Annotated in this window: 7 protein-coding genes; 5 read left to right on the forward strand and 2 right to left on the reverse strand. The window is 73.4% G+C overall.

The window, feature by feature from the left end; translation table 11 throughout:
- The first annotated feature begins 173 nt into the window (after positions 1-173).
- From ABD946_RS31930 to ABD946_RS31945, 4 genes are all read left to right on the forward strand, one after another.
- Positions 174-2,729 (forward strand): ABC transporter permease, encoded by a 2,556-nt coding sequence (locus ABD946_RS31930; protein WP_345289096.1) that lies wholly within the window; start codon positions 174-176, stop codon positions 2,727-2,729.
- A gap of 311 nt (positions 2,730-3,040) precedes the next feature.
- Positions 3,041-5,275 (forward strand): WD40 repeat domain-containing protein, encoded by a 2,235-nt coding sequence (locus ABD946_RS31935; RefSeq protein WP_345289097.1) that lies wholly within the window; start codon positions 3,041-3,043, stop codon positions 5,273-5,275.
- A gap of 47 nt (positions 5,276-5,322) precedes the next feature.
- Positions 5,323-5,820, forward strand: a complete 498-nt coding sequence (locus tag ABD946_RS31940) for a hypothetical protein (RefSeq protein ID WP_345289098.1) — start codon at positions 5,323-5,325, stop codon at positions 5,818-5,820.
- A gap of 69 nt (positions 5,821-5,889) precedes the next feature.
- Positions 5,890-7,764, forward strand: coding sequence for a WXG100-like domain-containing protein (locus tag ABD946_RS31945; protein WP_345289099.1), 1,875 nt, complete (start codon positions 5,890-5,892; stop codon positions 7,762-7,764).
- A gap of 583 nt (positions 7,765-8,347) precedes the next feature.
- On the opposite strand, the gene ABD946_RS31950 is transcribed toward ABD946_RS31945, so the two are convergent.
- A complete protein-coding gene (locus ABD946_RS31950; RefSeq protein WP_345289100.1) occupies positions 8,348-9,271 on the reverse strand; it encodes a hypothetical protein in 924 nt (307 codons plus the stop codon).
- A 323-nt stretch (positions 9,272-9,594) separates the two neighbouring features.
- Here ABD946_RS31950 and ABD946_RS31955 point away from each other — a divergent pair, with 323 nt between their 5' ends.
- The gene (locus tag ABD946_RS31955; protein ID WP_345289102.1) at positions 9,595-18,846 is read left to right on the forward strand and encodes a toxin glutamine deamidase domain-containing protein; all 9,252 of its coding nucleotides are present in this window, start codon (positions 9,595-9,597) and stop codon (positions 18,844-18,846) included.
- On the opposite strand, the gene ABD946_RS31960 is transcribed toward ABD946_RS31955, so the two are convergent.
- Complete coding sequence (locus tag ABD946_RS31960) at positions 18,833-19,882, reverse strand: mechanosensitive ion channel family protein (protein ID WP_345289103.1); 1,050 nt, start codon at positions 19,880-19,882, stop codon at positions 18,833-18,835. The two genes, ABD946_RS31955 and ABD946_RS31960, sit on opposite strands and share 14 nt — an antisense overlap.
- Positions 19,883-19,960 lie beyond the last annotated feature (78 nt).

A 19,960-nucleotide genomic window follows, 5' to 3' on the forward strand; every position in this document is an offset into this window, starting at 1 on the left:
GGGAAGAGCGGCAGGTCAGGCCCTGGGGCCGACGGACCGGGCGCCCGGCGCTCCGAGGATGGGAGTCGACCACCCCGTCCCGCACCGGAGCGGACGCGGCGGTCCGACGCCGTGCCCCGGACCGGCCGGACCCCTCCGGGACTCTCCGCACCCCCAGGAACGAGACCACCACCATGCTCCGCACCGCCCTGCGCGGCCTGCTCGCGCACCGTGCCCGACTGGTCGTCACCGCCCTCGCCGTCACCCTCGGGGTGGCCTTCGTCGCCGGCACGCTGGTCTTCGGCGACACCGTCGCCGGTGCCCTGCGCGGGGCCGCCGCCAAGGACCTGCGCGGCGTGGCCGTCGCCGTCAGGGCGGAGTCGGCCCCCGACGGCGAGGGCCGCCGCACCACGCTCACCGCCGAACTCGCCGACCGGGTGCGGACGGTGCCCGGCGTCGCCTCCGTCCGTGCCGTGGTCGAGGGCACCGCCACCGTGGCGGCCAAGGACGGCCGCCCGCTGAACGCCGAGCAGACCCGGCAGAACCTGGCGGTCAACTTCTCCCCCGACACCCCGGGCGGTGACCGGGACGGCCGCCACCCGCTGCGGGCCGGCCGGGCCCCCGCCTCCGCCGCCGAACTCGCCCTGGACCGCCGCACCGCCGAGCGCGGCGGCTACCGCCTCGGCGACCTCGTCCGGCTGGCCGCCGACGGGCCCACCCTCGGCAAGACCCTGGTCGGAATCGTGGACACCGAGGACCCGCGGGTCACCGCCGGTGCCACCCTGGTGCTGTTCGACACCGCCACCGCCCAGCAACTCCTGCTCCAGCCGGGCCAGTTCGACGAACTGGCGGTCGGCGCCGGGCCCGGCACCGACGACCGGGTGCTGGCCGACCGGATCCGCGCCCTGCTGCCCGCCGAGGGCCTCACCGTCACCGGCGGGACCCAACTGGCCCAGGAGCAGGCCGCGCAGATCGCCGAGAGCACCAAGGGGCTCACCCGGCTGCTGCTGGCCTTCGCCGGGATCGCCCTGTTCGTCGGCTCCTTCGTGATCGCCAACACCTTCACCATGCTGGTCGCCCAGCGCCGCCGGGAGACCGCGCTGCTGCGCGCCGTCGGCGCCTCCCGCGGCCAGGTGGTCCGCGGCGTGCTGGCCGAGGCCGGGCTGCTCGGCCTGCTCGCCTCCGCCGCGGGGGCCGGGCTGGGCCTCGGCATCGCGGCCGCGCTGCGCCCGCTGCTGGACATCGGCGGCGCCGAACTGCCGGACGGGCCCCTGGTGGTGACCGCGGGCGCGGTGCTGCGCGCGCTGGCCGTCGGCCTCGGCGTCACCCTGCTCTCCGCCTGGCTGCCGGCCCGCCGGGCCGCCCGCACCGCACCGGTCGAGGCACTGACCGGCGCCGAGCTGCCGCCGCCCGCCCGCAGCCTGAGGCTGCGTCACGCCCTCGGCGCCCTGGTCACCGGCGCCGGGGTGCTGGTCCTGCTGTACGTCGCCGCCCAGCGCACCGGGGACGACGCCAACCTGCTCGCGGCCGGCCTGGGCGCCGTGCTGCTGATCACCGGCACGATCGTGCTCGCACCGCTGCTCGCCCGGCCGCTGATCCTGCTGGCCGGGGCGGCCACCACGCGGCTGTTCGGCGTCACCGGCCTGATCGCCCGGGAGAACGCGCTGCGCAACCCGCGCCGCACGGCCGCCACCGCCTCCGCCCTGATGGTCGGTCTCACCCTGATCACCGCCCTGAGCGTGACCGGCAGTTCGATGGACGCCGCCCTGCGGCAGGCCGCGGTGGCCGGGCTGACCGCCGACCGCAAGGTCTCCCTGGCCGGCCCCGGCGGGCTCGACCCGGCCGCCGCCGCACGCCTCGCGGCCGTGCCGGGCGTCACCGCCGCGGTGCCGCTCGCCTCGGCCGCCTTCGGGGCGCGGGGCAGCTACACCACCCTGACCGGCGTCGACCCGAAGGGCCTGGCCGCCGTCTCCGACCTGGAGTTCACCAGTGGTTCGGCCGCCGGGATCGGCCCCGGCAGGGTGGCGCTCTCCGACGTGCTGGCCGCGAAGGCCGGGCTCGGCACGGGCGACGTCTTCGAGGGCAGGCTCGGCACCGCCCCCGCTCGGCAGTACACCGTGGCCGGCATCTACCGGCAGACCCGGGCCTTCGGCGGCGCCCTGGCCACCCTGGACGAGACCCTGCCGCAGGCCTTCGGCGGCAAGCCGGACGCCGTCCTGCTGCGAGCCGCACCCGGCCGGGCCGGCGCGGCGCTCGACCGGGACGTCCGGGCGGCGCTCGGCGGCAGCCCGCTGCTGCGGGTGGAGAGCCGCGAGCAGCTGACCAGGGCCCAGGCCGGGCAGGTGGACGCGATGCTGGGCATGGTGGCCGGCCTGCTGGGCATGACGGTGGTGATCGCCGCCTTCGGCGTGGTCAACACCCTGGCCCTGTCGGTCTTCGAGCGGACCAGGGAGATCGGCCTGCTGCGCGCGGTCGGCCTGGACGCCCGGGGCGTGCGGCGCACGGTGCGGCTGGAGTCGGTGGTGATCTCGCTGTTCGGCACCGTGCTTGGACTGGCCGCCGGGATCTTCCTGGCCTGGGCCTGCGGCGGCCTCGCCGCCACCGCCCTGCCGCAGTACGCCCTGGTGCTGCCCTGGGCCCGGCTCGGCCTCTTCCTGCTGCTCGGCCCCGCGATCGGCGTCCTGGCGGCGGTCTGGCCCGCCCGCCGGGCGGCCCGCCTCGATCTGCTCAGGGCGATCGGTGCGCAGTAGGCACCACCAGCGGCTTTGCGTGCCATCCCGGGGTGCGCTGCCCTTCCCGGTCCCCGTCCGGTCACCTCCCCCGTGCCCTTCGCGCTGCTCGCTCCGTGACCGCTCGGGCAGAGTTTGCGGTGAAGTGCCCCAACGGGCCTTCCCAGCTTGAGCGGTGTGTGCCGGTGGTGTTTCGATGACGGCCACTGCGCACGGACAGGTCGGCCTCCGCCTGGCCGGCCGCCGGCCGCAACCCTCGCGCCCCGCCCCCTACGACGCCGCCGCGCGACCGGGGTGCCGGGCGAGCTCTGCAGACGTTCCTTGGGAGACCCGTGAGCGACGTGCTTTTCACCGCCGGATCGCGCCGACTGCCTTCCGGGCGGATCGAGTTGGCGATCGATCAGGAGGGCGGGCTGACCGTCCGCCGGCTGACCGCCGAGCGGACCGAGAGCCGCGGCGGCGCCGTGGACCCCGCAGTGCACCAGCGGCTGCGCGCCGCGCTGAGGACCACCCCGGGGACACCGGGGAGGGGCCAGGTTGTGGGCCTGGCCGACGGTCGGGTTGTGGGCCCGACCGAGGAGCCGGCGGCCCGGCAGCTCACCGTGGGGGAGAGCAGCTGGGCCGACGGCACCGACACCCCCGTACCGCCGGTCGGCCGGCTGCTGGAGGCGCTCGCCGTTCAGCTGCTCCAGCCGCTGGAGTACGGCCAGCTCCCGTTCGCCGTGGTCCGGCCGGAGACGGCCGGGGCGGTGGACGAGGCGCTCCGCCCGGCCGCCGTGATCGGCACCGTCGGCGGTGCCCCGGCCTACGCGTTGGCCGACGGCGCGGCCGGCTTCGACCTCGGGCGGCTGCCCGGCGGTGCCTCGCTGGGCGGCTCGGACGGCGCGGACGGCCTGCTGCCGACCGCCGTCGCGCTCGCCGAGGTGGCGGGCCGGGAGCTGTTCGCGCTCGGTGCGGCCGACGGCGCCGTCCAGGTCTGGGACGCCGACACCGGCGAGCTGGCGCACGGGACTTCGGGCGGCGAGGGCGCCCAGCTGGTGGCGGCCGGCCTGATCGGCGGGGTGCCGCTGGTCTTCTCCGGCGGCAGCCGGGGCGAGCTGCGCGCCTGGCAGGCCGAGGACGGCCGCGGGCTGGGCCTGCTGGCCGTCGGCGGCGAGGGCGTCACCGCTCTGCTGCACGCCCGGGTGGCCGGGCTCGACCTGGTGGTGGCCGGCGCCCCGGACGGCACCGTCCGGGTCTGGGACGCCGCCCGCGGCGCCCGGCTCCAGCTGCTGGTCGGCCACTCGGCGCCGGTCACGGCGCTGGCCGTGCTGCCGCTGGGCGAGCAGGCGCTGCTCGCCACCGGCGGCCGGGACCACGAAGTCCGGCTCTGGGACCTGGCCACCGGCAGCCCGGTGGCCGAGTTCTCCGGCCACTCCGCCACCGTCACCGGCCTGGCCTTCGCCGAACTCGACGGCCGCCCCGTGCTGTTCTCCGCCGCCCTGGACAACACCCTGCGCAGCTGGGACGTGCACGCCGCCGAGGCGCTCGGCGGCCGCCCGGCGGGCGGCAGCTGGCTCACCGGCCTGGTCACCGTCCCGGCGGCCGGAACGGCGCAGCTGGCCAGCGGCGACGAGCACGGCCGGATCAGGTTCTGGGAGCTCAACGGCGGTAAGCCGGTCGGCAGTTGTGAGCCCGAGCCCACCACGGCCGGCCCCGTCCCGGTCAACGCGCTGGCGGTCGGCGAACTGCACGGCCGCCCGGTGCTGGCCGCCGGCTACGGCGACGGCCGGGTCAGGCTCTGGGACGCCGGCACCCGCACCGAGCTGTACGCGCTGGAGCCGGACGGCGGCCCGGTGGCCTCGGTCGCGGTGCTCGCCGACCCGGACGGGCCGGTGCTGGTCTGCGGCACGGTGGCCGGCGCGGTCCGCTGCCACCGGCTCAAGGACGGGGCCCCGCTCTCGGTGCCCACCCCGCACACCGGTCCGGTCACCGCGCTGGCCTTCGCCGCCGCCGTCCCCGGCGCGGAGGCGGTGCTGCTCTCCGGCGGCTCGGACGGCACCGTCCGGGTCCGGCAGGCCCTCGACGGCCTCCCGGTCCGGCAGTTGACGGCCCACCGGGGCGGCGTCACCGCGCTCACCGTGGGCGAGGTCGGCGGCCGCCGGGTGCTGGCCAGCGCCGGGAAGGACCGCACCGTCCGCCTCTGGGACGTCGACGCCGGCCAGGCGGGCCCGGTGCTGGACGGACTCGCCGCCCCCGCCGAGGCGTTGGCGCTCGGCACGCTGGACGGGCGGGCCGTGCTGCTGGTCGGCTGCGCCGACGGCACGGTGCGCGCCCGGGACGTGCTCGGCGGGCACACGCTGGCCGAACTCCCGGGCGGCAGCGCCGAGGTGCGCTCCCTGGTCTGTCAGGTACTCGACGGCGAGGTGCTGGTCGCGGCCGGCGACGAGAGCTCGGTGCTCCGGCTCTGGCACCTGGCCAGCGGCTCCCTGGTCAACGAGGCGCCGCTGGACCGGATCCCGCTGGCCATCGCCTTCGGCGAGGCCGGGCTGCACGTGGTCGGCCCCGGCGGCCCGGTCACCCTCTGACCGTCGTTTCCTCGCACGCTTCCCAACTGTCTTAGGGGTAGGGGTACATGACCGGGAGTTCCGGTTCGTTCAGCATCGACCTGGCCGAGGTCGAGTCGTCCGCGACGATGATCCAGCGGATGCACGACGACCTCCAGGAGGCGTTCATCGTCCTGAAGACCTACGTGGGGACGGTGAACAAGGAGATCTACGGCAAGGACCTGGTCGGCGAGTCGCTGGGCGGCAAGACGGCGGCGGTGATCGGTCTGTCGGAGCAGCAGGACAAGGCCCTGACGGGTCTGCAGTCCTTCCTGGAGAACACCGCCCAGGTGGCCGCCAACCTGAAGACCATGGTGGCGAGTCACCGCGGCACGGACTCCGACAACGCGGACGACATGAAGAAGATCGAGCAGGGCAACGACATCCCGCTGCCGCTGCCCCCGAGCACCAGCCCCGGCGGCGGCTACGTGTCGCCGCAGGCCCCGCCGAAGCTCGACTACAACCACGCGGGCGACCGGCCGGAGCCGGCCCCGCGGCCGCAGCCCGGTGGCCGCAACCTGATGTGAGGCCCCGCGCTTCGCCTCCCGTCCATCCCCGTTCCTTCCCTCCCCTCTCCGTGAAGTGAGTGACCCGCCGTGCCGATCGAGCTGCCTGCCGATCTCGAGGACGTGCTCAAGACCCTCCAGAGCAATGAGGAGGGCAAGGACGTCCTCTTCCCCGACGGCAACGAGACCCGGATCGCCGATCTGGCCGCCGCCTGGAAGAAGTTCAACGACATCGCCGACGTGCGGATCCGGACGATCCTGGCGCACGCCCAGCGGGCCTGCGACAGCATGTCCGGCGAGGCGGCCGACAGCTTCGAGCGCTACCTGCAGAAGTACGGCGTCGGCGACGGCTCGCACGCCGGGACGATCATGATGGCCGGGAAGCTGATGGAGCTTCACCTCAGCGGTGCCGCGCAGGCGATCGGCGACACCAAGACCTCGATGATCAACCAGCTCCAGTACGCGAAGAAGTACATCGAGCAGAACCCGGCGGGCAAGAAGGACGACATCGCCAAGTCCGAGGGCGTGAAGTCGGCCGTCGAGGCGTACCACACGTACGTCAAGAGCGTGACGGGCAGCGTCGACCAGATGCTGCGCAAGGGAGCCGACCACGGCGCCGCCACCCAGGCCGCGACCGAGATCTGCAACCTCAACAAGAGCAAGGCCGGCCCGCCGCCCGGCACCCCGCCGCCGGGCACCGGCATCAACTCGGCGCCCCCGCCCGGTGGTGACGGTGCGGGCGGTGGTGCCGGCGGTGGAGCCGGTGGTGGCGCGGGCGGCGGTTCGGGCTCCGGCGACGGAGCCGGTGGCGGTGCGGGCGGGGGCGGTTCGAAGACCAAGCCCTACCAGCCGCCGAAGGTCAAGCCGTACGAGCCGCCGAAGGTCAAGAACCCGTACCTCGACGGCGGCGCGAACGGCGGCGGCAAGTTCAAGCCCGCCGTCCAGCCGCCCGGCCTCAACCTGGCCGGCCACCCCGACTACAAGGGCAGCTTCGGCTCCACGCTGAGCCCGTACTCCTCCTCCGGTTCGGGAGGTGGCGGCGCGGGCGGCGGTTCGGGCTCCGGTGGTGGCGCCGGCGGCGGCGGGCTCGGCTTCGGCGGGGTCGGCGGCGGTGGCGCCGGCGGCCTCGGTCGCGGCGGCGGACTGGCCGGTGCCGGCGGTGCCGGCTCCCGGATGGGCGGCGCGGGCGGTGCCGGTGCCTACGGGCGCGGTGGCGCGGCGGGTGCCGGTGCGGCCGGTGCCGCGGGGCGTGGCGCGGCCGGGATGCCGGGTGCGGCGGGCGGCGGGCACGGCGGTGGCGCCGGGGCCGGTGGCGGTGCGGGCAAGGGCGGCGGCAAGTTCGTCAGGCCGACCCGCTTCGGCGGCGAGGACGAGAAGGAGCGCCGCCGCCGGGACCGCGGCATCGTCGGCGGCGAGCAGGTCGACCACGAGAGTGGCGACCCGCACTTCGAGCGGATGCGGCGTCAGTGGCTGGACGAGGCGCGGGGCGGCGGGGTGCCGGAGGGTGCCGAGGCCGCTGCCGCGGCGGCTGCGGCGCAGCCTGCGGCGGCCGGTGGGGCCGACCTGATGACGCAGCTGGCAGGGGCGTTGCTGGGCGGCGGCGAGGCGGCGGGCGGTGACGTTCCGTCGGCTGACGCCGCGTCGGGCGTCGCGTCGGGCGCTCCGGCCGCGGAGGGCACCGTCACGACGGCGGAGTCCGCCTCGGCGGGGAGCGCACCGGTCGCGGAGGCGGCTCCTGCCGCCTCGGCGGAGCAGGAGTACCTGGACCGGGCCCGGTCGGTGGCGGAGCGGCGCGGGCGCACCGACGAGGACGCCCCCACGCTCGACCCGGTCCCGGCCGCTCCCGCCGCCGAGCCGACGCCGATCCGGCAGGAGGGCGGGTACGACGTGCCGAGCCCCTTCCTGCGGGCCGCGCTCACCCGGATCGCCGCCAACTCCTCAGGCGAGGGCGCACCGCGGAGCTGACCGCTCCACCTGTCTGGGCGGCGGAGGGCACCCCCGAGTCCTCCGCCGCCCCTTCTCATCCCCCCTACCGTCGAGATCGCTGAGGGACCGTCATGACTGACCAGTCGCCCTTCCGGCCGGCCGATTACGTGGAGACCACTCCGCGGCGCGCCGTCATGGAGCCGCAGGCCGCACCGCTCTGGGGCGGGGGAGACGAGGAGACGTTTCCTGCGCAGTACGGGCCTGCGGAGGGTGAGTTCGCGGCGCGTCGTGGGTTTGCGGAGGGTGAGTTTCCTGCGCAGTACGGGCCTGCGGAGGGTGAGTTCGCGGCGCGTCGTGGGTTTGCGGAGGATGAGTTCCCCGCGCAGTACGGGCCCGCTCAGGATGTGTTCCCGGCGCAGCAACGGATGCAGCCGGACGCGGCGCCCTTGTGGGGCGGCGGCGAGACCGTGGCCGCCCAGTACGAGCCGCGGGTCGGCGGCACCGTCGGCCGGCCGGTGGAGGGCACGTTCCCGGCGGAGGCGGTCTACGAGCCCGGCGTCATGCGGGCGATGAGCGGGACGGATCCGTTCGGCACGACGATGCCGGCGCAGACGGCCGCCGCCTACACGGAGGCGATTCCGGCCAGTGCCGGTGTGCCGCGTGGCGGGGCGTCGCCGGAGTACACCGAAGCGGTGCGGGCGAGCACGGGCGTGCCGCTGGGCGGCGAGGCGGCGGTGGCGGGTACGCCTGCGTACACCCAGGCCATGCCCGCGAGTTCGGGCATCCCGGCGGGGAACGCCGAGTTCACGGAGGCGGTGCGGGCGAGTGCCGGTGTGCCGGTGGCTGGTTCGCCTGCGTTCACCGAGGCGGTGCAGGCGGGTGGGGCTGGTTCGCCGGGGTTCACGGAGGCGGTGCGGGCGAGTGCCGGTGTGCCGGTGGCTGGTTCGCCTGCGTTCACCGAGGCGGTGCAGGCGGGTGGGGCTGGTTCGCCGGGGTTCACGGAGGCGGTGCGGGCGAGTGCCGGTGTGCCGGTCGCCGGATCGCCCGCGTACACCCAGGCCGTGCAGGCGGGGGCGGGCGAGGTCACGCAGGCGGTGCCCGCGAGTGGGGCCGCGAGTGCGGGGGTCCCGGCCGGTTCGCCGGAGTTCACGCAGGCCGTGCCGAAGAGCACCGGCGTCCCGCTCGACGGAACCGTTCCCGCCGAGCGTGCGGTGGCGCCCGACGGGACGACTCCCGCGATGAAGGTGGGGGGTACGGGCAGCGCCGCCGTGCCGGCGGTGTCCCCTGACGGGACGACTCCTGCGATGAAGGTGGGTGGCGAGGGTACCGCCGCCGTGCCGGCGGAGTCGCCCGACGGGACGACTCCCGCGATGAAGGTGGGCGGCGAAGGCACCCCCGCCATGCAGGCGCGGAGCAAGGGCTCCCCGTCGCCGTCCGTCGGTTCGGCGATGGCCGGTGGCTTCCGGATCGTGCCCGAGCAGCTGCGGGCCGCCTCCGGCCCGGTGCTCGGGGTCGCGGACGACCTCAAGGAGCTCTTCACCAGCATGAACGGCTACCTCAGCGGCATGCGCGGCAACTCGCCCTGGGGCAACGACGACGACGGGAAGTCCTTCGCCAACGGCGAGGACGGCGAGCCCGGTTACCTCGCCAACGAGAAGGACGTGCTGGAGGGCCTGGAGGCCCTCCCCCAGGTCCTCGAAACGATCGGGAAGCGCCTCAAGGGCATGGCCGACGGCTACGAGAACGCCGAGCAGTTCAGCCTCACCGGCATGGGAAAGCCCGAGCTCCCCCTCCCCCGGCACCGGTCAGCAGGACCTGCTGCACCGCGACATCGCCGGCGGCAAGTACAACGGAAGGCACTGACCCACCATGGCTGTCGAACTCCCCGAGCCCCTGCAGTGGGTCCTGATGCTGCTCGCCGGTTCCCGTTGGCCCGAGGGCGACGAGGACCTGATGCGGGACATGGCCCGCCGTTGGCGGTCCGCCGCCGAGACGATCGAAGAGGGCGGCCGAGCCGCCGACTCGGCGATGAAGCGTGCGCTGGACGGCCAGCAGGGCGCCGCCATGGACGAGTTGTCGAAGAAGTGGGAGACGCTCACCCTCCCCGCCGACGGGAAGAAGCCCGGCTTCTTCCCCGGCATGGTGAAGGCCTGCAACTCGATGGCGGACAGCCTGGAGGCGATGGCCAACTCGACCGAGACGGCGAAGATCTCGATCGTGGCCCAACTGGGCATCCTGGCCTACGAGATCGCGACGGCGGAGGCGGCCGCGCCGGTGACGGCGGGTGCGTCGTTGGCGGCGATCCCGGCGGCGATCACGGCGAGCAAGCTGACGGTCCAGCAGATCCTGAAGAAGCTGGCCAAGGAGATCATCATCCTGGCGTTGAAGGAGGCCTTCCAGGAGGTCGCCATCAACCTGCTCGCCCAGTCGATCCAGCTCGCGGCGGGCAACCGCAAGGAGTTGGACGGCAAGGAGCTCGGGATGAGCGCCGCTGGTGGCGCCATCGGCGGCGCGGCCGGTGGCGTGCTGGGCAAGGGCCTCGGCGCGGCCGGCAACAAGCTCATCGGCAAGAACATGGACCGGCTCCCGGCCCAGATGGTCGAGGGCGCGATCACCGACGTCGGTGCGGACGCGTTCACGCAGTTCGCCCTCACCGGCGAGGTCGACGCGGGCCAGCTCGGCGGCTCCGCGCTCAGCGGCGGTGCCGGCCCCGCCATTCACCGCGGTGCGGGCGCCCTCAAGGGCAAGTTCAACTCCTCGGACATCCCCAACGCCTCCGACTTCACCGGTGGTGGTGCGGACGGCCCCGGCGTCGACGCCCCCAGCATGGGCGGCTCCGGCAACACGAGCTCAAACGGAAACTCGACGAGCGGCAACGGCTCCTCGAACAGCGGGACTTCGGGCAACGGCTCCTCCAACTCCTCGGACTCGAACGGTCAGAACGGATCAGGCTCCGACGGCCCGGGCAAGCCGGACAGCAGCAGCTCGAAGCCGGACACCAACGCCGCGCCCAAGCCGGAGAACCTGTCGCCGATCGGCAGCGACGGGCACCACATCCGGCAGCCGTACGCAGAGGGCGCCGACCCGGACGCGGGCTCCAAGCCGGACAACCTGTCGCCGATCGGCAGCGATGGGCACCACATCCGGCAGCCCTACGCCGAGGGGGCCGACCCCGACCAGCACCTGTCGCCGATGGGCAGCGATGGGCACCGCATCCGGCAGCCGTACGCCGAGGGCGCTGACCCGGACACGGGCTCCAGGCCGGACAGCGGCCCGACCCCGCGTGGTTTCTCCGAGGACAACCCACGGACCTTCTCGACCGCCGGCCACACCGCCAACACCACCACCCCGACCCCGGACACCGCCCCGTACCAGGGCCCGAGCACCACCCCCCGCCACGAGGCCGCGCCCCAACTCGCGCCCTACGAGCCGCCCACCCAGCGCAGCGCCCCGGACCACACCCCGACGCCCACGCCCACGCCCACCCCCACGCCCACCCACGACTCCGACACGACGCCGGCGCCCACACCGCGGACCGTTCCCAGCTCCGACGGCCCGCCGGCAGGTGTGCCGCACCAGCGTCCGGAGTCCGAGCAGTCGGACCAGACGTCCGGCACCCGGGTCAGCGGTATGGGATCCACCCCGCGCACCATGCCGACCCAGAGTCACTCGTCCAACCAGCAGGGGGAGTTCACGTCCACCCAGGTCGCTCCGGAGGCCGCGCCGGCCGCCGCCCCGACCTCCGGTGCCGTCCCGCCGGGTACGGCCGGTGCCCCGGCGCAGCCGGGCCCGCAGCCGGGCCCGCGTCCGGTCACGCCGCAGCCGACACCGACGCCGACGTCGACGACCGCGCGACCCGAGAATCCGGTCACCGCACTGCCGACCAACCCGGCCAACACCGGGTTCACCGGCAGGCCCGAGCAGCAGGCCCCGTCCCCGGAGGAGGGCACGGTCACCCGGCCGGAGCCCGTCCCGAACGCCGCCACGCCCGTTCGCAGGCTCGCCGACGTCCCGCCGGCGGAGCGGATGGACAACTTCAAGAGCGACCTCGAGTCGGTGACGGTGCAGGAGGGCGACGACTCGGTGGACCTGGAGGGGTCGAGCACCTTCATGGTGGTCAGGCCCAACCGGGTGGCCAACTCGCTTCCCGCCATCAAGGCCGATCCGGACTTCGACCTCTCGACGGCGAAGTACGTGGTGGACATCGACCAGGTCAGCGGTGACTTCAAGATGCCGACCGGAGAGTCGGCGTCGGCCAGCCGACCGGTGCGCGGCAGCCACTTCCAGGCCGCCTTCGGAGAGGTGAACGGCGAGACCTTCGCGGTGGCGATGGAGAGCTACCGGCACGACGGCAAGAACAAGGACAAGGACTTCGACAAGGTCTGGCCGGCACCGGACTACTTCGCCAGCGACGTGTTCCTGGCGCAGTGGCAGGCCGTCAGCGGTGCCAGGCAGAACAGCAAGTTCGACGAGAACGTCGAGACCCGGTTCGGCGACCCGGACACCCCGTTCCCCGACGCGTTCCCGCAGCACGTCTTCCGGCAGAACATCTCGGGTGACGACGCCAAGAAGACGCTCGGCGCCGTGCTGGACATGCACGCCGTCGAGCAGGTGGCCACCAAGCACGGGCTGAAGGTCGAGGCCCTGCTGACCCCCGAGACCTCGGCGGAGATCGGCACGCCCAAGGGGGGCAAGCAGAAGGGCGACAAGAGCCCGATCGACGTGGTCAGGGGCAAGAAACTCGAGGACTTCGTCGCGCCCGAGTACCTCGCCGAGGTCAAGGCGGCGGCCGGGACCCGGGCTGACATCCCGCTCGACTCCGCCGGCTTCGCCGGTGTGATGAGCACGGTCAACGGCGGGTCGACCAAGGGCATCGTCGACCAGTTCAACCGGATGAGTGCGGATCAGGCGGCCGCCGGCGGTCGGGACACCACCTCGGTGGCCGAGATCAAGAAGGTGGTGGTGACGCTCGACGGCACCAACTTCCAGATGCGGTTCGACATCGAGAACTCCAGGCAGCCCCTGGCGGTCCACCAGGGGGGTGACGCCTCCCGCTCCGCTCCGCAGGACGCTCCGGAGAGCGGCGACTCCCGGGGTTCGTCGGCGCCGAAGGACCGCGCACTCCCGGACCAGTCCTCGTCCACCGACCGGGACGCGGGCTCGACTGACTCCGCCGCGCCGAGGGCCAGGGGCTCGTTCGGCTCGCCCGCGCCCGAGGACACGGGCACGTCCGACGCGCCGGCGCCCGTGGCGCGGCCGGTGAACCCGGACCCCGGTGCGCCGCTGCGGATGCAGCAGTTCGACGAGCTGATGAGCCAGTCGCGCCCGAAGGCCAGCCGGGCCGAGGTCGAGATCGGTACGGTCAACCCCGCCAGGATGCCGGCGGTCACGCTCGACACGGAGTCGGGCGGGCAGCCGATCAGCAAGGTGTTCGGGGTCAGCCACCAGTCGCACGACTACGCGACGGCGGAGGGCAGCGCCTCGGCCGGGCGCCCCGTGGCGGGTGGGAAGTTCTACAACGCCTTCGGGTTCAAGGAGGACGGCTCGACCTTCGCGGTCGCGATCGAGAACTACCGGGCCAACGGGGCCGGCAAGCCGCCGTACCGGGCGACCGACGCGTTCCTGGCGCAGTGGCAGGCCGTCGAACTGGCGGGCGCGAACGGGGACCGGGGCTCGGTCAAGCAGAACCTCGGGCAGCCGAGCGGCGACGGTCCGCTCACCCTGCCGGACTCGATCTACCGTCAGAACGTCTCCAGTGACGACGCGAAGGCGCTGATCAAGGACGCGTTGGGCGGGGCCGTACCGCCGCAGACCTTCCCGGCGGGCAGCTCCGCCTACGCGAAGATCATCGCGACCGACAACGGCGACTCGACGAAGCGGATCGTCGAGCAGTTCAACGGGATGCGGCAGCAGCAGAACAGCATCAAGCGCGTGGCGGTGCTCCAGGACGCCCAGGGCAACTACCAGTTGCGCTTCGACGTCGACAAGACCGCACCGGCCGCTCCGGCTCCGGCCGAGGGGGACGGCGCGCCCCGGTCGACCTCGACCGAGCAGGTCTCCGGCTTCGGGTCCCCGGACCGGAGCGCGAAGGGGGACAAGGCGCACGGTCGGATGAACGGCTACCTCGGCCGGGTCGACGAGACCGACGTGATGGTGGTCAAGCGGCCGGAGAACGTCTTCGCGCTGAAGGCCGACAGCTCGATGGACACGTCGACGGTGGTCTCGATGTTCGACGTCGAGATGACCTCCGACGGCTACGTGCCGCACCCGACCAGCCCGGAGAGCCAGGCGCCGTTGGCCGGGGCGAAGTTCAAGACCGCGTTCGGGTACACCGACGACGGGCGCAGCTTCGCCGTCGCGGTCGAGAGCTACCGCTACAACGGGGAGAAGGACGCGAACAACGTCCGGATCAAGGACGGCGTGCCGTACTTCGCCAGCGACGTGTTCCTGACGCAGTGGCAGGCCGTGGACGCCCTGGCGCAGCAGAACGGGGCGGACGGGATCAAGCAGAAGGACGTGGCGAAGCAGCTCGGGAAGCAGCCGGTGGCGGTGCCGTCCGGTCTGCCGGACTCGATCTACCGGCAGAACATCTCGGGCACCCCGGCGAAGGCCGCCCTCGTCGCGATCATGGGTCCGGACGCGGGGCCGTACAACCGCGTGGCGACCCCGGAGCAGGCCGCCCGCCTCCTGACGGAGACCCAGAACGGCTCCAGCACCAAGCAGATCGTCGACCAGTTCAACGACGTGGCCGGCCGCCGCGAGGGCGAGCGGATGGAGATCAGCCGGGTCACCGTGATCCGGGAGGCCAACGGCAGCTTCCACCTGCGGCTCGACGTGCAGCAGGAGGCGCCGGTGACGACGCCCGATGCCGCACCGGCGGGCCAGGGCCAGGTGCCGCCCGCCGCGGGCTTCGGCTCGCCGGGCCAGACGCCGCCGGTCCTCGGCCGGGTGACGCCCACCGCGGTCCCCGACGGGTCGCTGCCCAAGGCACCGGCCTCCCCGTCGGACGGGACGCCCCCGCCGGACCAGCCGGCGCCGGGGCACGGGAACGGCACCGGCCGCAAGCGCGGCCGGGACGAGGAACCGGACGAGACCCCGGACAAGTGGCGGCGCACCCCGGCGTACGAGAACAGCGACGCCGTGCTGATGGGCCGCGGCTACCTGCCGGCCAGTGACGCGCAGTACGACGCCCTGGCGCAGCACACCCAGGGCGCGAAGTTCCCGCAGCCGACCAAGGAACTGCTCGGCCTGGTGGACCCGCACAAGGTGCCGGTGACGCCGCCGCCCGGGTTCCGTCCCGGCAGCGACCTGCACAACTGCCTGGAGGGCGTCGAGGCGTACCGCGACACCCATTTCGGCCGCCCGCGCCCCTCGGGGCAGACCTTCACCGGCGAGGCGGAGCTGGGCGTGGCCTCGATGCTGAACAAGCGTCACGACGTCCCGCACCTGTTCGGCACGGGCCAGCCGGCCGTCGACTCCCTGATCGACAAGGTGAAGCAGGGCGGCCCCGGTGCCTTCGCCACCGTCATGGTGGGCAAGGAGGGCGCGGAGGGCCATGCCCTCGCGCTGGTCAACCTGCCCCCGCAGGACGGCAAGCCGGGCGGGCCGCACTGGGTCGACACCAGCAAGAAGACCTCCTGGCCCGCCGAGCCGGGCGCCCTGCCGGACCGGCGCGCAGGCGACTGGAAGGTCTGGGCCTCGGCCGTCGACGGCCGGGAGCAGACGCTGCCGGGCATGACGCCCGACCCGGAGTTCCGCGAGCACTTCGGTGCCAACGACACCCGCACCCCGGCAGAGGTGCAGGCGGCGGTCCGCGCCCGGGTGTCCACCCTCGCCGGGCTGATGGAGGGCGGGTACGCCGACCACAGCACCTTCCCGAACTCGAAGCTGGTCAACGGCTTCCTGCAGGACGGCGGGTCCGCGCCGCTCAAGTACCACCAGGTCGAGCAGCAGACCAGCGACTTCGAGCAGAAGGAGGGCAGCACCTCCGACGGCGCGCCGAAGAAGGGCGCCCAGTTCACCAACGCGTACGGCTTCGACGCCGACGGGCGCGGTTCCGCGCTGATGATGGAGAACTACAAGGCGGCGGGCGACAAGTCCTACTTCGCCAGTGACGGCTTCTTCACCCAGTGGGCGGCCGTGCACCCCGGCGGCCGGTCGGACAAGGACGTCCGGCGCCGGCTGGAGAACCCGTCGACCCTGGAGATCCCCGACTCCCTCCCCGCGAACATCTACCGGCAGAACGTCTCGGGCCAGCTGGCGAAGAACGCCTTGCAGGACGCCCTGGCCGGCGGCGGGAACGTGACGCCCGAACCGGCGGCCCCGTTCACGCGCCGGGGCGAGCGGGAGGGGTGGCTCGAACGGCAGAAGGAGCAGGGCATCCACTGGGGGCAGGACTGGCAGGACCGGCTCGACCAGAGCACCCCGGCCGACCGGGAGAAGCTGACGGAGTGGAAGCAGTGGGTCGACGGGCGGGCGTCCGCCCGTGACCGGTGGAACGAGGCGAACCCCCCGGCGCGCCAGGAGGGCGGAAGGCCGCTGCTGGTCAGGATGACGCCGGATCAGACGGGCTTCCAGGAGATCCTGGGCAAGACCGTGAACGGCAAGACCACCGGTGCCGTCGTCAGCGACTTCAACCTGATGAAGCCGGAGCACCGCGCGGAGATCACCGCCATCACGATCGGGCGTGACACCAGCGGCAACCTCAGCCTCCGGTTCGAGGTCGAGCCGGTCGCCGGCGGTTCGTTCGGCTCGCCGGAGACGGACGTTTCGGACACCGGGGGCACCACGGACACCGGGACGCCCGCTCCCGCACCGCGGGCGTTGAAGGACGTTCCGCCGAGCCAGCGGATGACCGACTACTTCGACAGCATGGGTGAGCCCGAGCTCTACACGGTCAAGGAGCAGAACCTCCCGGTCCTGAAGACCGACCCGACCAAGCTCTTCTCGGGCGCCACGATCTTCGGCATCGAGCAGCAGTCCACGGACTACGAGACCTCGACCGAGAACGCGGCGGCGGGCCGGCCGATCGCGGGCGGGCGGTTCGCGACGGCGTTCGGCTTCAAGGACGGCAAGTCGTTCGCGGTCGCGATGGAGACCTACCGCTACGACGGCAAGGTGGTCCGCGACAAGGACGGCAACGTGCTCCTCGACGAGGACGGCAACGTCATGTACCCGGCGGGGAAGGAGGCCCCGTACTTCGCGAGCGAGGCGTTCCTGACGCAGTGGCAGGCCGCCGCATCCGGCGACCGCAAGCAGGCGGCCACCGCCCTGGGGACGCTGCACCAGAACGGCCCGTCCACGATGCCGGACTCGATCTACCGGCAGAACATCTCCGGCGGGCCCGCCAAGGCCACCCTCGACCTCCTGGTCAACGAGCCGGTGATCCGGCAGGAGGTGAACGCCCACGGCCGGGAGAGCGTCCTCAGCCCCGACGTGATCGCCAAGATGGACGCCGGCCAGACGCTCGCCGAGGCGATGAAGGGCAAGAAGCTGGAGGAGGTCGTCCGGCCGGAGGCCTTGAAGGACGTCCGGGAGAAGCTGCCCACGACCCTGGTCGGTCGCAAGGGCGACCCGGTCTTCACCCAGGTGCTGACGACCGACAACGGCAAGTCGACCAACAACATCGTCAAGCAGTACAACGGCATGAGCGGCGATCAACTCGCCATCTCCCAGGTGATGGTGATCAGGGACGGCACCAACTACCACCTGCGCCTGGACATCGAGCCGGCGCACGACAGGCCGGGGCCGCTCCCGGCACCCGAGGGCGGCGAGTCCTACCGGCCGGCCACCGGCAACCGTCCGGTCGGCGGCGAGGGCGGACTGCTCGGCCCCTCGGACGAGGACCAGGCACGCATCCGGAACGCGGTGCCGCACGAGGGCGGCGTCCCGAAGCGCCACCCCGATCCCGCGGACGGCGACTGGCCCTCCCGGATCAACGGCGACGGCAGCCACCTGCCCGGGCGGAGCACCAACTGCGTCGACACCACGCTCGCCGTGGTGGACACCTACTCGGGGCACCCCGCCGCCGCGGGTGCGCGCACGCCGGAGGCGGACGGGCAGCCGTCCGCCCTGGGCGAGGCGGGTGGCCGGCAGCGGATCGAGACCGCGCTCGGTGCCGAGTTCTCCGACCTGGGCAACGGCCGCGAGGCGTTCGAGCGGCTGGAGCAGCGGCTCACCGCGCAGGGCCACGGCTCGCAGGCGGTCATCATCACGGTGGACGACGACCAGCGGGCGCACTCCTGGAACGCGGTGAACCAGAACGGCAGGATCGTCTACGTCGACGGGCAGACCGGGCAGCACGGACCGGACCTGCACCGGCGTCCCGGCGACGGGTACGCCGGCCCGCAGGGCGTCTTCGCGATCCTGCTGGACCCCGCGCGCGCACCCGTCGGCCAGGAGCACGCCCCGGGACAGCACCGGACCGCCCCGGACCGGCCGGGCATGGCGGACAACCCGGCAGCGGGCCAGGACCAGAATCCCGGACCGGAGGTGCCGCCGGGGGCGACGCAGCTCCAACCGGGGGAGGAGGACTACTGGCCGGTCACGGCCGCGCCCGACCGCACGGTGCACTTCCAGGACTGCATCGTCCGGATCCAGAACCCGAACGACACCGGGCGCGGCGGCGATCCGGCCCATCCGGAGAACAGCAAGATCTGGCAGACCGAGTTCGGCCACACCCAACAGGGCGTCAACAACACGGTCAGCAACTTCGAGAACGTCGGCATGTCCAACATCCCGCTGTGGCTGGGGGGCGAGTCCTCGCTCTGGTACTCGGGAGTCAGGCGCGATCCGCTGGTGACCATGGGAACGCAGGGCGGCCTCGACCATCCGGACTCCTGGGTGACCGTCATCCTGCCGCCCGGCGAGCACGAGATGGACACCCTGGAGCAGATCTCACCGGACAACGGCGTGTCGGCGCAGAACCGGGACGTCCCGGCGTTCGGCCTCAACGGCCAGATCCCCCAGGAGCGGTTGCTGCACTTCCAGCTGCGGGAGATCGACCACGCGCTCGGCAGGCGGCCGATGTCCGGGAACCTGGACGGCTTCGGCGGGAAGGTGCTGCGCAAGGCGGTGCGGGTCGGCGACCAGATCCAGCTGATCGAGATCAACCTGGCGTGACCGGGCCGGGCCGCCCCCGGCCGCCCTCTCCCGTGCGGATGCGGGGGAGGGCGGTGGGGTGGTGGTCGCGGAGGTGGGCGACCAGGTGTTCGCGGACCTCGAAGCGGAGGACGGCGACGTCGTCCGGGGTGCGGGCGGTCATGGTGGCCCGGACGACGATGGTGCTCGGGGTGGTGTCGGTGACCTGGAGGGCCCACTCGGTGGAGTCCCAGAGCGGGTTGGTGGCGAGGAACTCCTTGAGCACGGTGCGGAGTTCGGGCACGGGCGTGGTGTGGTCGAGGTGGAGCAGGACGGCGCCGAGCAGGCCCGGGTCCTTGCGGGTCCAGTTCTCGAAGGGCTTGCTGACGAAGTAGGAGGTCGGGACGATCAGGCGGCGGTAGTCCCAGAGGCGGATCACCAGGTAGGAGAGGGTGATCTCCTCCACCGTGCCCTGCTGGGTCTCGACCACCACCGTGTCGCCGATCCGGACGGTGTCGCCGAAGGCGATCTGCAGGCCGGCGAAGAAGTTGCCGAGCGCGCTCTGGGCGGCGATGCCGGCCACGATGCCGAGGATGCCGGCGGAGGCGAGCAGGCTGGCGCCGATGGTGCGCATGGCCTGGAAGGTCAGCAGCATGACGGCGACGGTCACCACGGCGATCAGCGCGCTGACGACCCGTCGGGTCAGGCTGAGCTGGGTCTGCACCCGCTGGACGCGGTAGGGCTCGTCGGTGACGGCCTGGTAGCGGAGGAAGAAGGCCTCCAGGACGGCGGCGACCACCCGGATGGTGAGCCAGCCGAGCGAGGCCATCAGGGCGAGCAGGACGGTGTGGTGGGTGTCGTCGCCCTCCAGGTCGAAGATCCGCTCGATCGGCCGTGCCGCCAGCAAGAGGCTTGTGCAGACCACGAGTTGGAGCGGGATGCGGCAGCGGCGCAGCAGTGCCCAGACGGGTGACTCGGGGTGGCGGCGGGCCACCCGTTGGAGGATCTGGTCGGCCAGCCAGCCGAGCGCCAGGGTGACCAGGACGATGGCGAGCAGGGCGGAGAGCGGCCAGAGCACGGTGCACCTCGACGGGGTCGGCGATTTGCACCATACCGTGGCGGTTTGGGGTGGCCCGGGAAGTGACGCGCGGTCGGG

The sequence above is a fragment of the Kitasatospora albolonga genome, from assembly GCF_039535905.1.
In the GTDB taxonomy this organism is placed as follows: domain Bacteria; phylum Actinomycetota; class Actinomycetes; order Streptomycetales; family Streptomycetaceae; genus Kitasatospora; species Kitasatospora albolonga.

Bases quoted from the DNA above. Each gene is read 5' to 3' on its own strand.
- ABD946_RS31930 (WP_345289096.1), top strand. From the start codon at position 174: ATGCTCCGCACCGCCCTGCGCGGCCTGCTCGCGCACCGTGCCCGACTG.
- ABD946_RS31940 (WP_345289098.1), top strand. From the start codon at position 5,323: ATGACCGGGAGTTCCGGTTCGTTCAGCATCGACCTGGCCGAGGTCGAG.
- ABD946_RS31950 (WP_345289100.1), bottom strand. From the start codon at position 9,271: ATGCTGGTGAAGAGCTCCTTGAGGTCGTCCGCGACCCCGAGCACCGGG.
- ABD946_RS31955 (WP_345289102.1), top strand. From the start codon at position 9,595: ATGGCTGTCGAACTCCCCGAGCCCCTGCAGTGGGTCCTGATGCTGCTC.